The sequence below is a fragment of the Telluria sp. ZB2R32 genome (genome assembly GCF_059685715.1).
The window spans coordinates 138,499-161,318 of the sequence record NZ_JCASIG010000006.1; the positions used below are offsets into that span (position 1 = coordinate 138,499).

The 22,820-nt window shown below is 67.0% G+C and carries 14 protein-coding genes and 2 riboswitches; of the genes, 8 read left to right on the top strand and 6 right to left on the bottom strand.

All coding sequences use genetic code 11. From position 1 onward, the window contains the following. Positions 1-76: 76 nt before the first annotated feature. On the top strand, positions 77-1,336 hold the full coding sequence (locus AC56LG_RS18245; protein WP_497167483.1) for a hypothetical protein: 1,260 nt from the start codon (positions 77-79) through the stop codon (positions 1,334-1,336). Continuing rightward, positions 1,333-1,974, top strand: a complete 642-nt coding sequence (locus AC56LG_RS18250; protein ID WP_497167484.1) for an ATP-binding cassette domain-containing protein — start codon at positions 1,333-1,335, stop codon at positions 1,972-1,974. Before AC56LG_RS18245 ends, AC56LG_RS18250 begins: the two co-directional genes overlap by 4 nt. On the opposite strand, the gene AC56LG_RS18255 is transcribed toward AC56LG_RS18250, so the two are convergent. Then, a complete protein-coding gene (locus tag AC56LG_RS18255; protein WP_497167485.1) occupies positions 1,975-4,374 on the bottom strand; it encodes a DUF1631 family protein in 2,400 nt (799 codons plus the stop codon). 361 nt (positions 4,375-4,735) lie between these two features. Here AC56LG_RS18255 and AC56LG_RS18260 point away from each other — a divergent pair, with 361 nt between their 5' ends. Both AC56LG_RS18260 and AC56LG_RS18265 read left to right on the top strand, forming a co-directional pair. Next, the gene (locus tag AC56LG_RS18260) at positions 4,736-6,037 is read left to right on the top strand and encodes a methyl-accepting chemotaxis protein (protein WP_497167486.1); all 1,302 of its coding nucleotides are present in this window, start codon (positions 4,736-4,738) and stop codon (positions 6,035-6,037) included. A gap of 335 nt (positions 6,038-6,372) precedes the next feature. Further along, positions 6,373-6,681 carry a hypothetical protein gene (locus tag AC56LG_RS18265; RefSeq protein WP_497167487.1) on the top strand — a complete coding sequence of 103 codons (309 nt, stop codon included), beginning with the start codon at positions 6,373-6,375 and terminating at the stop codon, positions 6,679-6,681. 207 nt (positions 6,682-6,888) lie between these two features. Here the strand turns inward: AC56LG_RS18265 and AC56LG_RS18270 are convergent, their stop codons facing one another. Beyond that, entirely contained in the window at positions 6,889-7,449 is a 561-nt protein-coding gene (locus tag AC56LG_RS18270; RefSeq protein WP_497167488.1) for an ATP-dependent Clp protease proteolytic subunit, read from the bottom strand. Between the two features lie 177 nt (positions 7,450-7,626). Further along, positions 7,627-7,712: riboswitch (glycine riboswitch) on the top strand. 16 nt (positions 7,713-7,728) lie between these two features. Next, positions 7,729-7,837: riboswitch (glycine riboswitch) on the top strand. A gap of 68 nt (positions 7,838-7,905) precedes the next feature. On the opposite strand from AC56LG_RS18270, the gene gcvT reads away from it, so the two are divergent. The 3 genes from gcvT to gcvP all read left to right on the top strand — a co-directional run bounded on the left by gcvT (position 7,906) and on the right by gcvP (position 12,470). After that, positions 7,906-9,036 (top strand): glycine cleavage system aminomethyltransferase GcvT, encoded by a 1,131-nt coding sequence (gene gcvT, locus AC56LG_RS18275; RefSeq protein WP_497167489.1) that lies wholly within the window; start codon positions 7,906-7,908, stop codon positions 9,034-9,036. Between the two features lie 36 nt (positions 9,037-9,072). Continuing rightward, positions 9,073-9,453 carry a glycine cleavage system protein GcvH gene (gcvH, locus tag AC56LG_RS18280; protein ID WP_497167490.1) on the top strand — a complete coding sequence of 127 codons (381 nt, stop codon included), beginning with the start codon at positions 9,073-9,075 and terminating at the stop codon, positions 9,451-9,453. Positions 9,454-9,584: 131 nt separating this feature from the next. Further along, complete coding sequence (gene gcvP / locus AC56LG_RS18285) at positions 9,585-12,470, top strand: aminomethyl-transferring glycine dehydrogenase (RefSeq protein ID WP_497167491.1); 2,886 nt, start codon at positions 9,585-9,587, stop codon at positions 12,468-12,470. Positions 12,471-12,647: 177 nt separating this feature from the next. On the opposite strand, the gene AC56LG_RS18290 is transcribed toward gcvP, so the two are convergent. After that, on the bottom strand, positions 12,648-14,366 hold the full coding sequence (locus AC56LG_RS18290) for a methyl-accepting chemotaxis protein (protein ID WP_497167492.1): 1,719 nt from the start codon (positions 14,364-14,366) through the stop codon (positions 12,648-12,650). Between the two features lie 226 nt (positions 14,367-14,592). Between AC56LG_RS18290 and AC56LG_RS18295 the strand changes: the two genes are divergently transcribed. Beyond that, positions 14,593-15,624, top strand: a complete 1,032-nt coding sequence (locus AC56LG_RS18295; RefSeq protein WP_497167493.1) for a DUF3108 domain-containing protein — start codon at positions 14,593-14,595, stop codon at positions 15,622-15,624. A 107-nt stretch (positions 15,625-15,731) separates the two neighbouring features. Here the strand turns inward: AC56LG_RS18295 and AC56LG_RS18300 are convergent, their stop codons facing one another. From AC56LG_RS18300 to AC56LG_RS18310, 3 genes are all read right to left on the bottom strand, one after another. Continuing rightward, on the bottom strand, positions 15,732-17,414 hold the full coding sequence (locus tag AC56LG_RS18300; protein ID WP_497167494.1) for a peptide chain release factor 3: 1,683 nt from the start codon (positions 17,412-17,414) through the stop codon (positions 15,732-15,734). A gap of 120 nt (positions 17,415-17,534) precedes the next feature. After that, a complete protein-coding gene (locus AC56LG_RS18305) occupies positions 17,535-22,187 on the bottom strand; it encodes a pilus assembly protein (RefSeq protein ID WP_497167495.1) in 4,653 nt (1,550 codons plus the stop codon). A 33-nt stretch (positions 22,188-22,220) separates the two neighbouring features. After that, positions 22,221-22,820: a pilus assembly PilX family protein gene (locus tag AC56LG_RS18310; RefSeq protein ID WP_497167496.1), complete on the bottom strand. Its 600-nt coding sequence runs from the start codon at positions 22,818-22,820 to the stop codon at positions 22,221-22,223.

Genomic DNA, 22,820 nt, shown 5'->3' on the forward strand with positions numbered 1-22,820 from the left:
GCGATAATCCGGCACTTCTCTTGGGCAATTCGGCAAGCTGCAGGCCAGCATCGGCACGCATCTGGAAAGCACGCGCATGCAGGACAAATCGCTGGTCAATGATTCTTCGCTCACGCATGCGACAGCGCCCCACGGCCCCTCGGCTTTCCTGATCCTGTACCGCATCCGCCGCAGCGCGTTCCGCCAACAGTCGATGGCCCTGTACCGCCGCTACGGGCAAGCCATCATGCTGTTCCTGGCCCTGTTCGGCATCCTGCTGCGCGAGCGTCCGGACTTGCTGGCCGCACCCCTGCTGCATTTCTGGCGCGCGCCGGGCGAGTTGCCGACCGGTCTCGCCTGGGGCGCCGTGTGGATGGCGCTGGTCGCCACCTGGACCGGCATCCACGCGCCCTTCATCCGCGGCGGCGCGCTGGCGCGCTACAGCCGCAGCCTGCCGCTGCCGCGCCATACGCTGCGCCTGGTCGACCTCGCCGTCCTTGGCCTGGCCTTGCCGGTGCTGGCGCTGCCGTTCGCGGTTGCGCTCTGGACTGCCTGGCATGCGGCGCAACCGCTCGGGGCCGACGGGCGCTTCCCCCTGTACATGCTGTTGTTCGCGGCGCTGACGATCACGACCGCGCTGGCCGTCGCGTTCGGCGCTGCGCCACGGGCACGGCGCCTGTCTGGCGCCAGCCTTGGCCTGCTCGCCGCCGCGCCCTGGCTGCCGCCACTCCTGCTGGCGCCGGCGTGCCTGGCGGCGTTGGCGGCGATCGGTTTCGCCTGCTGTGCGGAGAGCGATGCAGCTGCACACGGCGCGGCGCCCGCATTCGGCCGCATGCTCAAGCGCGTTCCCGTGCTGCTGCGCGCCCAGGCCGGATTGCTGTTCCACCGCCATCGCCACGAGTCGGGCATGCGCCTGCTGCTGGCCGGCCTGCCGCTGCTGGCGGCGTGGTGGATGATCACGTATGCCGGCAAGGTCGAGGAAGCGCGCGGCTTCCTGCACGTGGCCTGCGCCCTGAGCGTCTGCATCGCCTCGGGCTTTTTCTATGCGCTGCACGTGGGCGGGCAAGGCCTGGCGGCCTGGCTGCGCAGTATCCCTTTTGGCGGCCTGCGCCTGGCGCTGGCGTCGCAACTGCTGGTGCTGGGCGCAACCGCGGTCTTGTTCGGCGGCGCGTATGCCGCCCTGGCGCTGGCCTTCGGGCCAGGCCACGCGGTGGCGCGCGCGATGGCATGGGCGGCGGCCTGGTGGCTGCCCTGGCTGTCGCTGCTGGGACTGCCAATCCTGCAGCGCCACAAGGACGGCAACCTGTTCAAATATGCGCTCGTCGCTGCAGCGCTCATCCTCATCTTCAATCTATGACCGACGGCACCTTTACCCCCCTCCTCACCGCCGAAGCCCTCGCCATGCGCTTCGGCGCCCAGCCCGTGTTCGCGGACCTGTCGTTTTCGTTCGGCGCGGGCGCCGTGGCCCTGGTCGGCCCCAACGGCAGCGGCAAGTCGACGCTGATTGCGCTGCTGTGCGGGGTCGAGCTTCCCACCGCCGGCACGATCACGATCGCCGGCCACGACCTGCGCCGGCAACCGGCGCGCGCCCGGGCGCAGCTGGCCTACGTGCCGGACGAACCGGCCGCTTACGACTTCATGTGCGGGAGCGAGTTCCTGGCGATGGCCGATGCCCTGCGCGGCCGGCGCGACCTGCGCCATGCGGCGCGGCTGATCGAGGGCCTGGGATTGGCGCCGCACATGGATACCCGCTTCGAGGTGATGTCGCTCGGCACGCGCAAAAAGTTCATGCTGGTCAGCGGCTTGATGAGCCCGGCGCCGCTGGTGGTGCTGGACGAGCCGACCAATGGCATCGATGCCGACGCCAAGCGCTGGCTGGCGGATTACATCGGTGCGGAAAGTGCGCGCCGCCTGTTCTTCTTCTCGACCCACGACGGCGAATTCATCGGGGCCACCGCTGCCCGGCTTCTGCGGCTCGGGCCACGGCAAACCTGATCAGCGCATGGCTTGCAAGGGCGCCGGATCGTTCACCGCCTGCAGCGCCTCGGTCAGTACGCGCCCGACCACGCCTTCCGGCGCGACCACCCGCACACTGCCGCTGCGCAGCGAGGCGACCAGCTTCTCGAACGGCAGCGAGAACGATTCCTGGCGCCCGCTGTGCGAGAAGATGAACAGCGTGCGCAGCGGGCTGACCCAGGCCAGCTTGACCTTGCGTACGCTGCGGTCGGGCTGAGTAAACTCGAGGCGCATGCCGCGCTCCAGGGCGCCGGCGGTGCGGGCGGCGGCGTCTTGCGGCGCCGTTTCTTGCGCAACCTCCTGCTGGGCAGCTTCCTCTAGGGCGATGCGGCGCAGCGCATCCTGCCGGGCTGCCTCGACAGCGAGTTCGAGCTGGCGCTCGGGCGACAGGTCCAGCGGCGCGCGCACGATCGAGAGGTGGCACCTGGCCAGGTCGGCAAAGAATTGCAGGCGTTCGGCATCCTGCCACTTGATCGCGTCCAGCCATTTGTTCAGGGCGGCCAGCAGGCCCGGCAGCTTGGCGATCAGGGTCTTGCGCTGCTCCTGGGTGGCCTTGGGCTTCACGGTCCAGACCAGTTCGTCCATGGTGCGGGTCGCATTGGCCAGGGCGCCGGGACGCTCGTCGTCGATCAGCCAGGCGAAGGTGAGCACGTCGACCCAGCGCTGTTCGAGGAAGCCCGAGACAGTCGCGGTCAATTCGCCGTCGGCCACGCGCACGCGCACCGCCTGGCGCGCGGAACGGGTGGCGACGGCCTGGCGCTCCTGCAGTTTTTCCTGCTGCGTCGCGCGGGCGATCGGGGCGGCGATCGCTTCCTCGGCCGCGCGGGCTTCGAGCGCGAGTTGCGCCTCCAGGTCGGCCACCGCTTCGGCAAAGGCGGCTGGACAAGCATTGCCATCGCCCTCGCCCTCGCGCCCGATGCGCTCGACGCCGCGCTGCATGGCCTGCACCACCGGATCGTCCGCGCCTTTGCGACCCTCCCAGCCCATGTGCGAAAGCAGGTCGATCATGCGCCGCGCCGGGTGCGCTTCCTCGAAGAAGAAATCCTGGTCGAGCAACGCCGCCTTCAGCACCGGCACCTGCAGGAAGCGGATCAGTTCGCGCGTTTCAAGCGGGATACTGTCGTCGAGCAGCACGGTTTCGAAAATCCGCGACAGCAGGTCGAGCGTGTTTTCTTCGCCGCGCGACAGGGAACCCTGGGGCAGGCTCTGCTTGAAGCGCGGCAGGTAGAAAACGTTGTGATACGCGTTGTGATGCGCGTTGTGATGCGCGTTGTGCGGCAGCGCTGCCGGATTGCCGACGGCGGCATCCGTCCCAGGCGCTTGCAGGCCGGCCAGCAGCGCCAGCAGCGAGGCGGGCTGGACACCTGCCGGAGTGGCCGCACCCGCAGCGCCAGGCGCGACCAGGAAGCCGGCGGCCGGGACGCTTGCCGTCCCTTGCGCGGCAGCGAAACCCGGATAAGCGTGCGCGGTTGCCGCGCCGGCAACGGAGTGCGGGCCGAGCGTTGCAACGACAGCACCGGCGTCCTGCGCCGCCACGGCGAATCCGGCCGCCGCGCTCGGCCGCCAGCCATTCCCCTGCGGCATATTCGGCAGGTCCGGCACCAGGGTCGGCCCCGCGCCATCGGCAGCGCCGAGCAGGCTGCGCAATTGCTGGGCCAGGGCGGCGTCCATGCCGGTTTTATGGGTACCTCCGGCATCGACGGTCTTGCTGATATGGAAGCGCTCGCGCGCCCGCTTGCTGCGATTGCGCAGCGAGGCGTCGAGGGCATCGAGGAGCGGTCCCAGGTCGAGGAAGAGTTCGGGACGCAGCAGCGGCGCCAGCAGCGGGTGGTCTTCTTCTTCCGGCGCAAAGGCGCGCCAGGCATCGTGGATGGCGCCCAGGAAGACGTCGGGCCGGAACGGATTCTGGTCGGGGCGCAGCAACGGGCGCCCGAGCAATTGGCCGATGCGCACGCACAGGCTGGCCAGCACTTCGGAGTGGGCGATCTCGAAGGGGCGGCACAGCGCGCCGAAGGCGACGCGGGTATCGATTACTTCCAGCGGCACCAGCGACAGCGAAATGGCGTCGGCCCGGGTTTTCGCACCCGGCACCAGGTCGTCGACCGCTTCGCGCAGGGCGCGCTCGACCGCCTCGCCGGCCAGGTGGACAAAGGCGTAGGTATTGTTTTTCAGGAGATTGCCGGCGCGGGCACGGCGGTAGGCTGCTTGCGCATCGAAGCCGGCCGCGGTCATGTCGGCCAGGGCCGCCACCAGCCGGCCGGCCATGGCCGTCAATTGCTCGTTGACGGCGCCGCAGGCATCGCGGACGAGTTCGGCCAGCACCTCGCGCGGCAGCGCGGGCGGCTTCGAAGTTTCGTCATGCTTGGCGGTGGTGGCCATGGTGGATTCATCCTGTGGCGCGCGGCGCCGACACGTCATTGTTGCACATTATTTCCAAAAGGCAATAGTCTGCAGCCGAAAACTGCGGCTTTTTCACCGCACCGGACCGTTGCAAACCATCCCTCCTCCATTCACGGCATGTCCTGGCGGCATCTTTAACTTTGCGGCGACGCAAATGCCACCTGTTTTGTTTCCCTAACATAACTAGGTTCCCTTTTCCCCACCGAGCGTGTGAAAAAATCGTCAGGGCAAGGGATACGGCCCTCCGGCGCATCGTCGAAGACAGTACGGTGGTACGGCGACACGATACAACGCCGCCATGGCGGTTTTTTCACACGCGCATCTTTCCGAGGAAACTCTTATGAAACAGATTCGTCAACTTGGCATCAGGTTCAAGATCGCCGGCGCATTCGCGCTGCCGTTCGTACTCGGCGCCGCCTCCATGCTGTGGCTGCTGGCGCAGACCGGCGAGGCTGCCGCGGCGTTGCGCGGCGGCGTCCTGCTCTGCGTGGGCGCCGGTTTCGCCGTCACGGTGCTGCTGACGGGCTGGGTCGTACGCGAAGCAGGCCGGCCCCTGCGCGAAGCGCTGGCGGTGGCGCAACGGGTGGCCGAGGGCGACCTGCGCCTGCGTACGACGTCCGGGGATGCGGCTGCCGGCGACGCCGCCGCGCTGATGACGGCGCTGGGTGCGCTGGCCGCCAAACTGGCCGGCATGATCGGCGAGGTGCGCGGCAGCGCCGTCGGCATCGCCACCGGCACCACCGAAATCGCCAGCGGCAACATGGATCTGTCGAAACGCACCGAGCAGCAGGCCGCTTCGCTGGAAGAAACCGCGTCCTCGATGGAAGAGCTGACCGCCACCGTGCGCCAGAACGCCGATTCGGCCCACACGGCCAGCAAACTGGCGCTGTCGGCCTCGGAAGTGGCGGTCAAGGGCGGCGCGGTGGTGACCGACGTGGTCGGCACCATGGCCTCGATCAACGATTCCTCGAAACGCATCGCCGAGATCATCGGCGTCATCGACGGCATCGCCTTCCAGACCAACATCCTGGCCCTGAACGCGGCCGTGGAAGCGGCGCGCGCCGGCGAACAGGGACGCGGCTTCGCCGTCGTCGCCTCGGAAGTGCGCAGCCTGGCCCAGCGCTCGGCGGCGGCGGCCAAGGAAATCAAGGCGCTGATCGACGACTCGGTGGCCAAGGTCGACGCCGGCACCCAGCTGGTCGACAAGGCCGGGCGCACGATGGACGAGGTAGTCACCAGCGTCAAGCGCGTGACCGACATCATCGGCGAAATCGCCGCCGCCAGCGCCGAGCAGACCGCCGGCATCGAACAGGTGAACGGGGCGATCGCGGCGATGGACCAGGCGACCCAGCAGAATGCCGCGCTGGTCGAGGAGTCGGCCGCGGCCGCCGCCACGGTGCGCGAGCAGGCGGCGGCCCTGGGCCGCGCCACGACCGGCTTCGTGCTGGCCGGCGACACGGCGCCCGAGCCGGCGTCAGCGGCCCAGGGCGGCGTGCGCCAGTTGTCGGCAGTGAAAAAAGCCGCGCCAGCGCCGCGCAAGGCGGCAACGAAACCGGCCGGGGCAGGAGCAACTGCGGCGAAAACCGTGACGCCGATCCGCCGCGCCGTCACCAAGCCCGACATGGACTGGGAAGAGTTTTAAAGGAACCTCGATCAACCTACTGCGCGTCGTGGGTTTGGCCTGCGATACCCGCCGTATCACCGTACCGCTGCGCTTCCCGGCCAAACCTCCTTCCGCTCGCTACGGTTCTTCGAGGCCCACCAAGTAGAGAAATAGAAATCGTCATCGAAAAACATTGACGAATTCGAGGCATGGTTTATTTTCAATAAGTAGGAACCTCTCCTACACGGGCTCAGGCGATTATCCGATTCCGGTTCAACAGTCCGGCTCGCATGATTGCAGCACCGATAAATACTGCTGAAATAATCAGGCATTCGGCGAGCAGGCAACTTTTTCCCTATTGAAAGGAAACGATCATGGCCTCGAATCAGAAAAAAGGTACGCAAGGCGGCACTCCCGAGCAACACGCGCAAGCGGGTCGCCAGAGCCACAAGAACGATGCGAACAAACAGTCCGGTTCGGGCTCGGGTTCACGTTCTGGCTCGTCGGGCTCCCGTAGCGGCGCCCAGGAAGAAAACCTCGAACTGGGCCGCCAGGGCGGCAACAAGCAGTCGGGTTCGGGCGCGGGTTCGCGCTCCGGCTCGGGTGGCGGCACCCGCGGCGGTACGCCCGAGCAGCATGCCGCTGCCGGCCGTCAAAGCCACAAGAACGACGCAAAGAAATAACCTTGAGTACGCCGCCTTCGGCGGCGGCGACATGGAGAAGCCTGGCGCCAATGCGGCCCAGGCTTTTTTATTATGCGGCGCAAATAATATCGAGTCTGCCCGACATATTTTTATTGATTGCCGAACCGCCGCGCCTGCAAATATTCTTTGCAGGCGCGGCCATATGTGCAAATACTGTTTGTACGCGTTTTTCGATATAAAACCGGCTCAGATATTGCGCAGGATCGCGCCCTTCGGCGGCATGAAATCGGCGACGTCGTTGATCATCCCGGTGGTCTTGGCGTCGCGCGAATTGAGGTGCAGGTCGGAATACTGGTGGATCGCCCACTGCTCGGGCGACAGTTCCACGTGCTTGCGCAGGATCGATTCGGTGCGCGCGTCGTCGGCGCGCAAGCCTTCGACGATGATGTTGAGCGCATCCGGACGCGAACCCGGCGAGGCGGTTGCATGCGACTTGTGCACCATGAAGCGCGCCGTCTCGCTGGCATAGCGGCGCGTGCCGGCCAGGTACATGACGACCGCGATCGAGGCCACCGCCCCGCCGTTGTACATCACGAATTCGATCGGCGACTTCGACATGAAGTTGTACAGGCACAGGCCATCGCTGACATAGCCGCCGTTCGACTGCACCAGCACGTGCGCGGTTTCGATGCCGTCTTCGGTCATGTGGCCGACCGCCTCGAATACCCGGTGCACCATGTCGCTGTTGACGTCGCCCGACAGGGTGAACCAGGCTTCCTTGTTGCGTTTAGCTTGATCTTCGCTCATGGTCTGTCTATTTCCGCAAAGTGTGAACCGCAGTTTATCAAATCGGGGAAAAAGCTTGCGCGCACATCCTCGAACAGTGCGCCAACGTTGCGCGAGGTCAAGGTGAACACGGCATTTCGTTGCGCGGCAGCCCGTGCCTCCGAGATTGACAGGGACCTTGGGCTGACATATTCTCCACAGTCTTGATCGGGAGAGCGCAGCGCAAGTTGCCGCCGAAGGGGCATCACCCAAAAACTCTCAGGCAAAAGGACCGGTCAGGGGTCGGCGCGCATGGCGTGTCCGGTCAACTCTGGAGAGCGGCCCCGGCAACCACCCGGGCCCACCGAAGGGGCAGGCGGTGGATGAATATCCTCGCTATCTCTCAGGTACCAAGGACAGAGGGGCGCGCAGCCCACGTTTGGCGACAGCCACCGTGGCGGCTCCCTTATTTACTGCCCTTTCTGCCCTGAGGATTTCATGACGCTCAAAGCGACCCCGCTCAATTCCGCACACCGCGCACTCGGCGCCAAGATGGTCGATTTCGGCGGCTGGGACATGCCCGTCAATTACGGCTCGCAGATCGAAGAGCACCACGCCGTGCGTACCGACGCCGGCATGTTCGACGTCTCGCACATGTGCGTGGTCGACCTGCACGGCGAACAAGTCCGCCCCTTCTTGCGCGGCCTGCTGGCCAACAACGTCGACAAGCTGCAGGTGCCGGGCAAGGCGCTCTACTCGTGCATGCTCAATCCCGAAGGCGGCGTCATCGACGACCTGATCGTCTACTTCTTCCGCGAAGACTGGTTCCGCCTGGTCGTCAACGCCGGCACCGCCGAGAAGGACGTGGCCTGGATGCGCCAGCAGAACGACGCCACCAGCAGCGGCTTGACGATCACCCCACGCCGCGCCGGCATGGTGGAAGAAAATCGCGCCATCGCCCTGGTCGCCGTGCAGGGCCCGAACGCGCGCGCCAAAGTCTGGGAAGTACTGCCGACCGCGCAAGCCGCTTCGCAGGACATGAAGCCGTTCAATGTCGTGATCGTCCCCGACACCGCCTTTGGCGAAGCGATGGTGGCGCGCACCGGTTATACCGGCGAAGACGGCTTCGAAATCGGCGTGCCGGCCACGCAAGTCGAGGCGCTGTGGAATGCCCTCATCGCCGCCGGCGTCAAGCCGGCCGGCCTCGGCGCGCGCGACACGCTGCGCCTGGAAGCGGGCATGAACCTGTACGGCATGGACATGGACGACAGCGTCAACCCGCTCGACGCCGGCCTGGCCTGGACCATCGACCTGGTGTCGGAGCGCGACTTCGTCGGCAAGGCGGCATTGCAGAGCAAAGGCCAGAACGCCCAGTTCCTCGGCCTGATCCTGCGCGAAAAAGGCGGCATCCTGCGCTCGCACCAGAAAGTCATCGCCGCCTCGGGCGCGCTTGGTGAAATCACCAGCGGCACCTTCAGCCCGTCGATGCAGCAGGCGATCGCGCTGGCGCGCGTGCCGCTGGACGTCGCCGTCGGCGACACCGTTCACGTCGAAATCCGCGACAAGAAGCTGGCGGCCACCGTCGTCAAGCTGCCGTTCGTCCGCAACGGCAAAGTACTGGCCGTCTAATATAATATCGTCCCATACCAACCTGGAGCCTTGTACATGAACATTCCAACCGACCTGAAATACACCGAGTCCCACGAGTGGGTCCGCCTCGAAGAAGACGGCACCCTGACCGTCGGCATCACCGAGTACGCGCAGGACGCACTCGGCGACATCGTGTTCGTCGAACTGCCGCAGGTCGGCAAGGCCCTCACGGCCGGCCAGGACGCCGCCGTGGTCGAGTCGGTGAAAGCCGCCAGCGACATCTACGCACCGGTCGCCGGCACCGTCGTCGCCGTCAACCAGCCGACCGCCGACGCGCCGGACTCGATCAACGAAGACGCCTACCGCGCCTGGCTGTTCAAGCTGCAGCCGGCCGACCCGAATGCGATCAACGGCCTGCTCGACGCCGACGCCTACGGCAAGACGACCGACAATTAATGTTGTAATGCCTTGCGGTGTCCCCATCTGCACCGCAAGGCCGCTTTATGCAACCAGCTGCATCAGCGCCTGAATCCCCTACCATCGACCGGCCGGCCCTGCCAGCCACCGTCACTCATTTGGCCACCACCATGACCCGCTCCAGCCTCACCCAACTCGAAGCCCGCGATTCCTTCATCCCGCGCCACATCGGTCCGTCGACCTCCGAAGAAGCGGCGATGCTGTCGACCCTCGGCTACCCGTCGCGCGCCGCGCTGATCGATGCCGTCGTTCCCGCCAACATCCGCCGCAAGGACAAGCTCGACCTGGGCGAATTCTTCGAGCCGCTGCCGGAGCAGGCAGCCCTCGCCAAGCTGAAAGCCATCGCATCGCAGAACAAGGTGATGAAGTCGGTCATCGGCCAGGGTTACTACGGCACCCACACGCCGCCGGTCATCCTGCGCAACATCTTCGAAAACCCGGCCTGGTACACCGCCTACACGCCGTACCAGCCGGAGATCTCGCAGGGCCGCCTGGAAGCGATCCTGAACTTCCAGCAGATGATCACCGACCTGACCGGCATGGGCATCGCCAACTCGTCGATGCTGGATGAAGGCACCGCCGCCGCCGAAGCGATGACGCTGATCCAGCGCGTCGGCAAGTCGGCCTCGAAGGTGTTCTACGTCGCCGACGACGTGCTGCCGCAAACGCTGGAAGTGATCCGCACGCGCGCCGAGCCGATCGGCGTCGAAGTGCGCACGATCGCCGCCGGCGAGATCGAATCCCTCGATGAAACCTGCTTCGGCGTGCTGCTGCAATACCCGGGCGTGAACGGCGAAGTGCGCGATTACCGCGTCGCCTGCGAAAAGCTGCATGCGGCCGGCGCCATGGTCATCGTCGCCGCCGACCTGCTGGCCCTCACGGTGCTCACGCCACCGGGCGAATGGGGCGCGGACGTGGTCGTCGGTAACAGCCAGCGCTTCGGCGTGCCGCTCGGTTTCGGCGGCCCGCACGCCGGCTACCTGTCCACGCGCGACGAATTCAAGCGCTCGATGGCCGGCCGCCTGGTCGGCGTCACCGTCGACGCGCAAGGCCAGTCGGCCCTGCGCCTGGCGCTGCAGACGCGCGAACAGCACATCCGCCGCGAAAAGGCGACTTCGAACATCTGTACCGCCCAGGTGCTGCTGGCCGTGATGGCCGGCATGTACGCGGTCTACCACGGCCCGCAAGGATTGATGCGCATCGCCCGGCGCGTGCACCGCATGACCGGCATCGTCGCAAATGGCCTGCAGCAGCTGGGTTACAAGCTGGCCAACGCGACGTACTTCGACACGCTGACGGTTGCCACCGACCGCGCCGCAGAGTTGCACACTGCCGCTACCGATGCCGGCGTCAACCTGCGCCGCGTCGACGACAACCACGTCGGCATGTCGCTCGACGAAACCACCACCCGCGAAGACATCGCCCTGCTGTTCTCGATCTTCGCCAACGGCCAACCGGTCCCGGACGTCGAGTCGCTGGACAAGGATGCGGCTGACGCTTTTCCTTCGACTTTGGCCCGCACCAGCGCCTTCCTGACCCACCCGACCTTCAACCGCTACCACGCCGAGCACGAAATGCTGCGCTACCTGCGCGGCCTGGCCGACAAGGACCTGGCGCTCGACCGCACCATGATCCCGCTCGGTTCGTGCACGATGAAGCTGAACTCGACCTCGGAAATGATCCCGGTCACCTGGCCCGAGTTCTCCAACATCCACCCGTTCGCGCCAAGCGACCAGACCGTCGGCTACCGCGAGATGATCGGCCAGCTCGAGGCGATGCTGTGCGCCGTCACCGGCTACGCCGCCATTTCGCTGCAGCCGAACGCCGGCTCGCAGGGCGAATACGCCGGCCTGCTCGTGATCCAGAAATACCACCAGGCGCGCGGGGAAGGCCACCGCAACATCTGCCTGATCCCATCCTCGGCGCACGGCACCAACCCGGCATCGGCCAACATGGTCGGGATGCAGGTGGTCGTCACCGCCTGCGACGAGAACGGCAACGTCGACCTGGCCGACCTGAAGAAAAAGGCCGAACTGCACAGCGCGAATCTCGCCTGCGTGATGGTCACCTACCCGTCCACCCACGGCGTGTTCGAGGAAGGCATCCAGGAACTGTGCGAGATCATCCACAGCCACGGCGGCCAGGTCTACATCGACGGCGCCAACATGAACGCGCTGGTCGGCGTGGCGGCGCCGGGCGCATTCGGCGGCGACGTCAGCCACCTGAACCTGCACAAGACCTTCTGCATCCCGCACGGCGGCGGCGGCCCCGGCGTCGGCCCGATCGGCGTCGGCGCCCACCTGGCCCCATTCCTGCCGAACCAGCGTTCGACCGGCTACGTGCGCAGCGAAGAAGGCATCGGCGCGGTCAGCGCGGCAGCATTCGGCTCGGCCTCGATCCTGCCGATCTCGTGGATGTACATCGCGATGATGGGCGCGGAAGGCCTGACGAATGCCACCGAAACGGCGATCCTGAACGCCAACTACATCGCGCGCCGCCTGGCCCCGCACTACCCGGTGCTGTACACCGGCCACGACGGCCTGGTCGCGCACGAGTGCATCATCGACCTGCGTCCGCTGCAGGACAAGACCGGCATCTCGAACGAAGACGTCGCCAAGCGCCTGATGGACTTCGGCTTCCACGCCCCGACCATGAGCTTCCCGGTGCCGGGCACGCTGATGATCGAGCCGACCGAGTCGGAGTCGAAGATCGAGATCGACCGCTTCATCGAGGCGATGATCACGATCCACGCCGAGATCGTCAAGGTCGAGCGCGGCGAGTACGACAGGATGGACAACCCGCTGAAGGGCGCGCCGCACACGGCGGAAGTGGTGACGGCCGACGACTGGCAGCACACCTACTCGCGCGAAGTGGCGGCCTTCCCGGTGGCCTCGCTGCGCAAGAAGAAGTACTGGCCGCCGGTGGGGCGTGCGGACAATGTGTATGGTGACCGCAACCTGTTCTGCGGGTGTGCGCCGATCAGCGATTACGAGTAATCGCCCTGCAGGTAAATGAAACGGCGGCGCAGGGATTTGTTCTCTGCGCCGCCGTTTTTTTGGCGTTGGCGTCTGTGCCGGCTTCACGCGTGGACTCGGGAGTCCACCCTACGAATACCGATGACCGTAGGGTGGAGTCCCGAGTCCACGCGTTACACCGTTTGATCAATCGAAACCTCAATTCCCCGAATCGCGCCGCGACGCCAGCCGCAAATGCGGCCTTGGCACCTTGCGCCGCTCCACCTTGGGCGCGCTGGCGTCGCGCCGGCCATCCTTCAATACTTCGCGCATGTCGGGCTCGGCCACGCTCGATGAGCGCGGCGGCGGCTCCGGCGGCAACACCGCTTCGTCGAGGCGGAAGGTCGCCACCGCGCGCGACAGCGTCAGGGCCTGCATCTGCAGCGTGCGGGCGGCGTCGGCCGCCTCTTCCACCAGCGAGGAATTGCGCTGGGTGACCTGGTCCATCTGCACGATCGCCTCGTTCACTTCCGACAGCCCGCTGGCCTGCTCGGCGTTCGCGGAACTGATCTGGCTGATGATGTCGCCCACCTGCTGCACCGACATGGCGATCGTGGCCATGCTGCTGCCGGCCTGCGCGGCATAAGCAGTGCCGCCCTCGATCTCGGCCACCGACTGGTTGATCAGCTCGCGGATTTCGCGCGCGGCGCTGCCGGTGCGCAGCGCCAGCGAGCGCACTTCGCTCGCCACCAGCGCGAAGTCGCGGCCGTGTTCGCCGGCGCGGGCGGCGTCGAGCGCGGCGTTCAGCGCCAGCGTGCCGGTCTCCACCGCGATGGCGTCGATCTGCTGGGTGATCTCGCCGACCCGGCAGGCGCTGCCCTTGACCGAGGCCATCGTCGTCACCAGCCGGTCGGCCACGTTCTCGCCCTGCTGGGCGACGTTCGAGGCCGATTCGGCCAGCCGGTTGGCCGCCTGCGCGCTGTCGGCGGTGAGGTGGACGGTGGCCGCCAGTTCCTGCATCGAGGAGGCGGTGTGTTCGAGCGAACTGGCGCGGAACACGGCGCGCGTGGTGAGGTTCAGGTTGCCCAGGGCGAGGTCGCGCGAGGCCGAGCCGATCGAGCGCGCCGATTCGAGGATGGTGCGCAGCGTGCCGTTCAGGTTGCGGATGCTGGCGTTCAGGGCGCGCGAGGTTTCCGCGATCTCGTCGTTGCCGTAGACCCGGTCCTTGACCGTCAGGTCGCCGCTTGCAAGATCCACCGCGGCGGCGCCGATGCTGCGGATTTCGTCCAGCAGCGCGCGCCGCACCGCCACCGTGATGCGCAGCGAGACGGCACTGGCCAGTACGATCACGAGCGGCATCAGCCAGGTCATGGCGCGAAACTCGGCGGCGGCGGCGTTCGAGGCTTCCTGCGACAGCTGCTGTTCGAGCTGCGCCAGGGCGCCCAGGCGCTGGGCAACGTCGGCAAACGCCGATTCCGCCTTGCTCATCGCATTCGCGCTGATCGACTGATCGTCGCGCGCCAGGTCGATCACGTCGACCACGGCCTGCACGTAGCGGGCGTAGGCCGCGGCGGCGCCGTCGACGAAGCGGCGCTCGTCGCCGTTCGCGGGTGTCAGGCGCGCCAGTTGCTGCAGGCCGGTGGTGGTCAGCGCATGCTGGCGGTGGATGTCGCGGATCAGCGGCTCGATCCGGCTTTTGGGGAAGCTGCCGCCGATCCAGGTCTGCAGCTGGTAGATCTCGGCGTGGCCGCGCTGGGCGCTGAACGCCAGCTCGTTGGCGGCGCGCATGTGGGCGGCGCGGCGCCCGACGATGTCTTCCAGCGAGGCGTTCTGGCGCACCATCGCATACCAGGCGCCGCAGGAGAGCAGCACCAGCAGTACCAGCACGACACCTGGGGCCAGCAGGAGTTTGGGGCCGATCTTCAGGCGCGAGAGCATGTCAGCGCTCCTCGGACAGGACGGGACGTACGGCGCGGCCGGGCGCGCCAGGGAAACGCAGGTGCTGGAACATGTGCTGAACCATGATGAGCCTCGCAGTCGAGAATGCGCAATATTTCCTTAACGCATCCGACGAATCTACGGCATCGGCCCGGCGCCGCCCTTGTGCCAGATCAACACCGTCCCGCTGGTGGACAATTGCAGACAGGTCGGACACACTAGCGCCATGAAAATTGCCGTCCACCTGGCCCGGCACCGGCGCCTGGTGGCGTGGGTCGGGCTTTCCCTACTGCTGCACCTGCTCGCACTGGCCCTGATCGACACCCTGGTCCGCCCTCCTCCGCTGCCCGAGATCGGCATGCCGCTGGCGCTGCGCCTGGCCACAGCACGCGAGGATGCCCGGCCGGCACCCGCGGCGCCACCCGCAGCCGCGCCTGCGGTCGAACCTCCGACCGCACCCGCCGGGGTGGCCGCAGCGCTTGCGCCGACGCCGGTCGCCGTACGTTCGCGCCCACCCGCCGAAGACAGCGCCCTGGCCCCGGCCACCGAAACGCCGGCGCCGGCGCCGGCCGGTACACCGGGCATCGCAGCCACCCCGATGCCCGGCCGCTACCAGGTTCGCCCACCGCCTTCGGCACGCCTGTCCTACGCGGTCACGCGCAGCGCGCCGGGCCGGCCCGGCATCGACCGGGACAGCGCCGACCTGGTCTGGGAAAAGAGCGGCGGCGCCTATCGCCTGCGCCTCGACGGGGTGCTGGGCAGCCTGCGCAGCGAAGGCGGCGAGGACGATGCCGGCATCGCTCCCAGCCAGGCGAGCCAGGAGCTGGGCACCGGTGCGCAGACCACCCGCTTCGACCGCGACGCGCAGCGCATCGACCATGGCGCGGCCAGCTCGCCGCTGCAGCTGGGCAGCCAGGACCGCGCCTCGGCGCTGCTGCAACTGGCCGGCATGGGCCTGGCCGATCCCGACCAGTTGCAGGACGTGGTCGAGATCGTGGTGGCCGGCCCCGGCGGCGCGCGCATCGTGCGCTGGCAGGTACTCGGCCAGGAAGCGCTGGACACGCCGGCCGGGCAGCTGGCCACCGTACACCTGATGCAGCTGGCCGAACCCGGCGAAGCGCGCGTGGACGTCTGGCTGGCGCCGCAGCGCAACTGGCTGCCGGTGCAGCTGCGCGTCACCGGGCCCGACGGCAGCGTGGCCAACCAGGTCGTGACCGGCATCGAGATGCAAGCGGAAGCCGCGCCGCCCGCCACCTAGGAAGGGGTTGCGGCGTGGCGCGTCAAAAAAAAACGGACCCGCGTTTTCACGTGCGTCCGTTCAGTCAGCGGCGGCAGCGCCGCAGCGTCATCCGCGTTCAGTCCAGGTCAGCCCAGCTTGGCCGCGTGCTCGCGCGTCGCATGGAAGGTCAGCTTCGGCCAGCGCTCCTGCGTCAGGCGCAGGTTCACGCCCGAGGTGGCCAGGTAGGCCAGGTTGCCGGCCGCATCGTAGGCCACGTTGTGGCCGAGCTGGGTTTCGAAGTCGGCCAGCGACTTCTTGTCGTCGCTCGACACCCAGCGCGCGCTGCTGATGCTGGAGCCCTCGAAGACGGCATCGACGCCGTATTCGTTGAGCAGGCGGCTCGCCACCACTTCGAACTGCAGCACCCCGACCGCGCCCAGGATCAGGTCGGAGCCGAGCACCGGCTTGAACACCTGCACCGCGCCCTCCTCGCCCAATTGCTGCAAGCCTTTATGGAGCTGCTTCATCTTCAGCGGATTGCGGATGCGCACCGTGCGGAACAGGTCCGGCGCGAAGTACGGGATGCCGGTGAAGGTGAGCATCTCGCCTTCGCTGAAGCTGTCGCCGATCTGCATGTTGCCGTGGTTCGGCAGGCCGATGATGTCGCCCGCGTAGGCTTCCTCGACCTGCTCGCGCGAGGACGCCATGAAGGTCACCACCGACGACAACTTCACCTCTCTGCCCAGGCGCAGGTGCTTGACCTTCATGCCCTTCTCGAAACGTCCCGAACACACGCGCAGGAAAGCGATGCGGTCGCGGTGGGCCGGGTCCATGTTGGCCTGGATCTTGAAGACGAAGCCCGAGAACTTCGGCTCGGCGGGTTCGACGGCGCGCACCGTGGCGTCGCGCTCGCGCGGGCCCGGGGCCCAGTCGACCAGGGCGGAGAGGATCTCGCGCACGCCGAAGTTGTTGATCGCCGAACCGAAGAACACCGGCGTCTGGATGCCGGCCAGGAAGCGCTCGAGGTCGAACGGGTGGCTGGCGCCGTGCACCAGCTCGACTTCCATTTTCAGCTGCTCGATCTCGAGCGGGAACATCTCGGCCAGCTTCGGATTGTCGATGCCCTTGATGATCTCGAAGGCGCCGTCGGCCTTTTCCTCGCCCGCCTTGAACAGCATGATCGTGTCGTTGAGCAGGTGGTAGACGCCGCGGAAGTTCTTGCCCATGCCGATCGGCCAGGTCACCGGCGCGCATTCGATCTTCAGCACCGATTCGAGCTCGTCGAGCAGTTCGAGCGGGTCGCGCGTTTCGCGGTCGAGCTTGTTCATGAAGGTGACGATCGGCGTGCTGCGCATGCGGCAAACGTCGAGCAGCTTGATCGTTTGCGCCTCGACGCCCTTGGCGGCGTCGATCACCATCAGCGCCGAGTCGACCGCGGTCAGCACGCGGTAGGTGTCTTCCGAGAAGTCCTGGTGGCCCGGCGTGTCGAGCAGGTTGATCACGTGGTCGCGGAACTCGAACTGCATCACCGAGGAGGCAACCGAGATGCCGCGCTGCTTCTCGATGTCCATCCAGTCGGAGGTGGCATGGCGGCCGCTCTTGCGGCCCTTGACGGTACCGGCGAGCTGGATCGCGCCCGAGAACAGCAGCAGCTTCTCGGTCAGCGTGGTCTTGCCGGCGTCGGGGTGGGAAATGATGCCGAAGGTGCGGCGGCGGCCCACTTCGCGCGAGATGGCAGCGGGAGCGGCGGCGGGACGCGTAACTGCGGTCGCGTCGGTCGTGTCGTCGCCAGGGACGCTTGCGGCGAGGATGTCAGGATCGTTGGACATAGTCGAGCCCCATTGGCCCAGATGAAGAAAACCCTCGATTTTACCGATTCCGGGGCGGATCGTGTGAAGAGAATGCGATGGGCGCGGCGGCATGCATGCCGCCGCGCCCCGCGGAAGACCTTACTCGCGCACGCGGCGCCAGCCGGCGCGCGAGGCGCCTTCCGAATTGGCGGCCGCCACCGGGGTCGTGATCATGGTGCCGTCGGCATTCGTGGTGATCTGCTTGAGTTCACCCGACGGCAGGCTGATCACGATCGAACCGACCGCCGCCGCGTTGTTCGAGAGCGCCTGTCCCGCCACCACCATCATCTTGACACCGTCGGTATCGTCGGTATCGACCGCCACCAGCGGCTCGCCGGTGCAGGCGTTGACCTGGTAGACGTTGCTGGTGCCGCCGACCTCGCAGGCCGACGAGCTGCTCGGCATGTTGGTCACGATGTTGAGCGAACCGGCGACGATCTTCGGGTCGAGGTTGACGCGCTCGCCGGCATTCTGGTCGAAGTCCATGAACCAGCCGCTCTGGGTCGAAAGATCGATCCTGACGCCGTTGATCGTATAGATGGACGTCCCCGGAATCGTGGCCAGCCGCTGCTGCGCCATGCTCGAGGCCGAACGCAGGTCCGCGATCGTCTGTCCCTTGTCGACCAGGACGTAGGCGCTCTGGGTCGTCAGGTTGCCGATGTCTTCGAGCGCCAGCAGGCGCCCGGTGCCGAAGGCGACCACGCGTTTGAGTTCCCCGGTCTCGGTCCCGGTGGCGCCGTTGCCGCTCGGGCGGCACAGGGTCACGTCGGGACGCGTCGTGACCGGGCGGCTGCTGCCGGCATCGCCCATCTTCAGGAGCCGGGGCGCGCCGCCGGCGGTGAAGTCGAAGCGCCACATGCGGCCCAGGTTGTCGCCGCCGTAGATGTAGGTGACCAGCGGATCGGTGTTCGGGTTGGCGCTGATCGCCGTGATGCGCGCCAGGCCCGAGGGCGTGGTCGCGGTGACGTCCCTGGTGCTGGCGCCGCTGCCTTCGTAGACGCGGCCGGTGCTGGTCTTCGACAGCACCGCGCCGCTGGCGACGTCGACCACGTACAGGTAGCCTTCGCCGCTGCCGTTGTCGACGTCGTCGCTGCCCTTGATGTTGTTGTAGCCCGAGGTCAGGAACACCACCCAGCGCTCGACGCCGGAGCCATCCTTCCAGGTGCCGAACTGCGGATTGCCGAAGGACAGGCCGAGGTCGGCGTCGAAGTTGGCGCCGCTGCACACCGCCGCGTCGGCGCACAGTTCCCACAGCGCTTTCGGTGCGGCCGGGTCGGTGACGTCGAGCGCATAGTAGCCGCGCCCGCCGGCATTGAGTCCGCCCACCAGCACCGAGCGCCACGCGCCGCCGATCTTCACGTCGGCCACTTCGGGCGAGCCGTCGACGGTGAACTGGTGGCTGCTGGCATAGGTGGTGCCGGCCTGGCGGTACAGTTTTTTCATGGTGATGCGCGGCGCATAGGCCCAGATCTCGTCGCCGTTGGCGGCATTGAACGCATGCAGCATGCCGTCGTTGGCGCCGATGAACACGGTCGCCATGCGGTCGGCGTTGGCGTTCTTGAAGTCGAGATAGTCGCGCTCAGGGTAGGCCTTGCGCGGGTCGCGCAGGTAGGCCGGCTTGGAGGTGGCGACGTCGCCCAGCACCAGTGGCAAGGCCACCGCCGGCCCGCCATTGGCGGCGTCGGTCATGGTATAGGCGCGCATCAGCCTGTCGTTGGCATGCTGCTGCTGGCCGCGCAGCCAGTTGACGAGGTTGGCGCCGTCATTGACCCTGGCGCGGTCGAGGGTGTCGAGGCTCGCGCACTGCGCCAACTGGGCGCATTTGTTGGCGAACCAGGCCTGCTCGGCCGCGCTCATCTCGTCGAACTTGAAGTTCTTCAGGGCGCGCGTGGCCGTATCAAACATCAGGATGGTGCGGGTGTCGGTGGCGGCGCCGACCTTCTTGCCGAGCGTTCTCGACGAGGTCCACCTGGGTTCCTTCTCGACCACGCCGTCGATCGGACTGACCTTCTTGCCCTGCAGTTCGCCGAACCAGCGCACGGTGGTGAAGGTAGCCGCGAAGATGTCGTTGTCTTCGGCCGAGATGTTCGGGGTCGAGGTCGCGGCCGCCGCGGCGGCGCCGGTCGTGACTTCGATGTCCGAGAGCGCCTTGCCCAGGCCGTCGATCACCTGCAGCGGATCGGAGGCGCTGAAGTACTTGCCGTGACCGTTGATGGCGGCGTGCCACAGGTCGTCCACGCGCGACTGGTAAGCCGCGCCGCCGGAATCGTCGTTGGTGACCGGGTTCGGCCAGACCCAGGGGCCGTTGTTGTTCCACGGGCAGCCGCTGGTGACGCCGGTGATCAGCTTGTGGAAGTCGCTGCCCGATTCCGGTGTCTCGTAGTTCTTTTCGTAGGTCATGAGACCGTCCACGCCAAGGCCGAGCGCATAGGTGTTCATGTGCAGGCGCGTATTGCCGCCGGCGCCGGCGGCGACGTTGCCGTTCGGCGCATCCCAGTTCTCGAGCGCGGGCCGCAGCGAGCTGACCCGGTCGTTGGAGCCGCCGTTGTACCAGTAGAGGGCGACGTCGGCCAGCGAATTGGCGGTTTGCGCGCTGGTGTCGACGCAGCCGGTGGCGCGCGAGCAGAAGCGCGCCACGCTTTCCCGGTTGTCGTTGTTGACCACGTCCGCGGCGGCGGCGCCGTTCCAGTAGCCGTCGGTGGTGACGAAGGTGAAGTTCTGCTGGCACGGGAACTGGATCACCTCGTTGCCCGCCGTGTAGTTATAGGGCGCGCGGTTCGCGTACATCTTGCCGACCGAGTGCAGCGCCTGGCGGATCGGGGTCGAGCCGGTACCGGTCATTGCGTACAGCGAACTGTACCAGCTGCTGCGCGCGGAACCGGTGAACGGCTTCGGGCTGCGGATGGTGCCTTCGGCGGCGGCGATCGACAGCGCGACGATGCCGACGTTGTAGTTGTCGCCGATCGGCTGGAAGGCCTGGCCGACGGCCGTCTTCATCATCTGGTTGCGCGTCTTGTAATAGGCGTACCAGTTGGCGAAGTTGGTCATCTCTTCGTCGTAGGTGCAGGCGTTGGCGCCGGCGCAGTCCTTGCGGGCGGGGTCGCGCGGATAGCTTTCGCGGCTGGCGACGATATCGGTGCGCACGAATACCGAGGCGCCGAGCGGCGTCACCGCGGTCGGGATGCCGTTGCTGACGGCGGCGTCGGCAGAGAAGCTCAGGTAGACGCTGTTCCAGCCGTAGGTGTTGTTCGACAGATTGCCGAGCGCGACGTTCTGCCCTTCGCGCGCAAGGCCGTCGGCCACCAGGCAGACCGTGTTCTTGCCGGCGCCGGCGCAGGCATACGATTCGTCGTCGCCGCCGACATAGGCGCGCACGGCGCCTCGGGTGCCGATCCAGCCGGCGATCGCGGATGCCACGGAGTTCGCGTTGATGCCGCGGCCGAACTGCAGTTTGCTGCCGAACAGCTGGGTGCCGCCGAGCGCGACGCCGCTCAGTTCCTGGTTCCTGCCGTTGGTGTTGTTGGCCGTGCCCGACACGCTCAGGAGCGCCGTCACGTTGGTGGCGCCCGAGACGATCAGGCTGCGGCCGGCGCGGCTGCCGTCGGCCAGCAACGTGCACTGGTTTTTGTTGGTCACGCCGGCGGCGCACTCGATCGGCACCACGGCCACCACGTTGTTGATGTCGAGGGTGATGCCATAGCTGGAACAGGCCGGCACGCCGGCCAAGGTCGGGCTGCGCACGCAAGCGGTGTACTGCTCGCCCGTGTTCCGTTTGGCGACGATCGACAGCGCCAGCGCGTTGGCGGCGGCCGCCTGGCGCGCAGCGGTATTGGTGCCGTCGTTGGCGATGACTTCGTTGTTGGTCAGGACCTGGGTCCCGCCCGGCGTGACGATCTGCACCTGGCTGATGCGCGCGCGGCTGTCGGAGGTCGAGGCGCGGATCGTGATGGTGCCGTAGAAATCGGGGTTGCGGGCCGGGTCGGAAAAACGCGGGTACTTGTAGTTGCCGACGTACTTGGCCTGGCAGTTGGTCAGCGCGCGCGTGTCGCACCAGCGCACCGGCGCCGCCACCGGATAGCCGGCTGGCGCCGGTGCGCCGACGGCGGTCACCTTGCAGTTGGTGAGCGTGGCGTTGGTGCAGTATTCGGCGACGTTGATCGTGTAGTAGTACGGATTGCCGAGGAAGTACTGGGCCGTCGTGTGGGTGGCGTCCGGATAGGCGTAGCCGGCCGTGTTGTAGCCGCAGTTGCCGTTGTTGTCGCACCAGCGCAGGTCGGGAAAGCCGGCCGCGAGGTTGGTCGCGTTGACGCCGTTGCCCAGCAGGTCGACCCGGTCGACATTGAAGGCATCGGTCGGCACCGACTTCCAGTCGTTCGTTTCGCTGCGCGTCATCGACGCGAACGGGACACCGAGGGCGTCAACCGGCGGCAGGTAGCGCACCTTCGGGTTGTAGTACTGCTTGTTGAAGTCGGCGCTGGCGAAGGGCGGGTCGCCGATGCGGCAGCCGCGCGAGCTTGCCATCGTGTCCTTCGCGCGGCAGCTGGTGTTGTCGTCGACGTAATCGGGCGTGAACGCGCTCTTCATCGAGCCCGAGTTATCGTACAGGAGCATCAGGTTCGGCTTGACCGTGCCGGTGCCGGTGATGTTCAGCAGCGGCAGCGTGGCGATCGCGGTCGGGGCGGCCTGCGCGCCAGGGACCAGGACGGAGGAGAAAAGCAGCGCCGCAAAGGCGGCGAACACTCGGTTCATCATGCGTGTTTTCATTTTCATTGTGCGGGGCGCCCGTCAGGCGCCGATCTGCACGACCAGCTGGTTGACGACATTGCCGCCCCTGGCGCCGGCGACGCGCGCGGTGACGACGTAATGCACTTTCGGGATCGCCGCGAACTGCGGCGCATCCATGGCCATGCTGTCGCCGGCCTTGACCGACGAACCCATGGCCGACGGATTGTCCGAGGTCTGGACGCAGGCGTTGTCCTTGTGGTCGTACGGCAGGTTACGCGAGCACAGGCGGTGGATCACGTACTCGATGCGCTGGTTGTTGACCTGGATTACGCGCCCGCCTTCCCAGAACGCGTCCGAGCGCGTGCTTTGCCCGGCGATCAGGTACGAGACGTAGCCGTTGCCGGGCGAGTCGCTGTTGAGCAGGGCGCGGCTGGTGCGCGCGGTGTCGCTCAGCCACTGGAAGCCCTGGTGCAGGCCGGCGTCGACTGCCCTGCCCTGGGCCGAATCGTAGGCCAGGTTGGCGGCCGTGAGCGTGGTCGAATTGCTCGACTTGAGCAGGTAGATGCTCGACACCAGCATCACCAGCAGGATGATCAGCACGACGGGCAGCGCGATGCCGCGCTGGGCGCGGTGCACGGGCAAGTACGTGAATCGGGTCAT

Excerpts from the sequence above, each read along its gene's own strand:
- AC56LG_RS18245 (WP_497167483.1), top strand. The coding sequence starts at position 77 with ATGCAGGACAAATCGCTGGTCAATGATTCTTCGCTCACGCATGCGACA.
- AC56LG_RS18250 (WP_497167484.1), top strand. The coding sequence starts at position 1,333 with ATGACCGACGGCACCTTTACCCCCCTCCTCACCGCCGAAGCCCTCGCC.
- AC56LG_RS18255 (WP_497167485.1), bottom strand. The coding sequence starts at position 4,374 with ATGGCCACCACCGCCAAGCATGACGAAACTTCGAAGCCGCCCGCGCTG.
- AC56LG_RS18260 (WP_497167486.1), top strand. The coding sequence starts at position 4,736 with ATGAAACAGATTCGTCAACTTGGCATCAGGTTCAAGATCGCCGGCGCA.
- AC56LG_RS18265 (WP_497167487.1), top strand. The coding sequence starts at position 6,373 with ATGGCCTCGAATCAGAAAAAAGGTACGCAAGGCGGCACTCCCGAGCAA.
- AC56LG_RS18270 (WP_497167488.1), bottom strand. The coding sequence starts at position 7,449 with ATGAGCGAAGATCAAGCTAAACGCAACAAGGAAGCCTGGTTCACCCTG.
- gcvT (WP_497167489.1), top strand. The coding sequence starts at position 7,906 with ATGACGCTCAAAGCGACCCCGCTCAATTCCGCACACCGCGCACTCGGC.
- gcvH (WP_497167490.1), top strand. The coding sequence starts at position 9,073 with ATGAACATTCCAACCGACCTGAAATACACCGAGTCCCACGAGTGGGTC.
- gcvP (WP_497167491.1), top strand. The coding sequence starts at position 9,585 with ATGACCCGCTCCAGCCTCACCCAACTCGAAGCCCGCGATTCCTTCATC.
- AC56LG_RS18290 (WP_497167492.1), bottom strand. The coding sequence starts at position 14,366 with ATGCTCTCGCGCCTGAAGATCGGCCCCAAACTCCTGCTGGCCCCAGGT.
- AC56LG_RS18295 (WP_497167493.1), top strand. The coding sequence starts at position 14,593 with ATGAAAATTGCCGTCCACCTGGCCCGGCACCGGCGCCTGGTGGCGTGG.
- AC56LG_RS18300 (WP_497167494.1), bottom strand. The coding sequence starts at position 17,414 with ATGTCCAACGATCCTGACATCCTCGCCGCAAGCGTCCCTGGCGACGAC.
- AC56LG_RS18305 (WP_497167495.1), bottom strand. The coding sequence starts at position 22,187 with ATGATGAACCGAGTGTTCGCCGCCTTTGCGGCGCTGCTTTTCTCCTCC.
- AC56LG_RS18310 (WP_497167496.1), bottom strand. The coding sequence starts at position 22,820 with ATGACCCGATTCACGTACTTGCCCGTGCACCGCGCCCAGCGCGGCATC.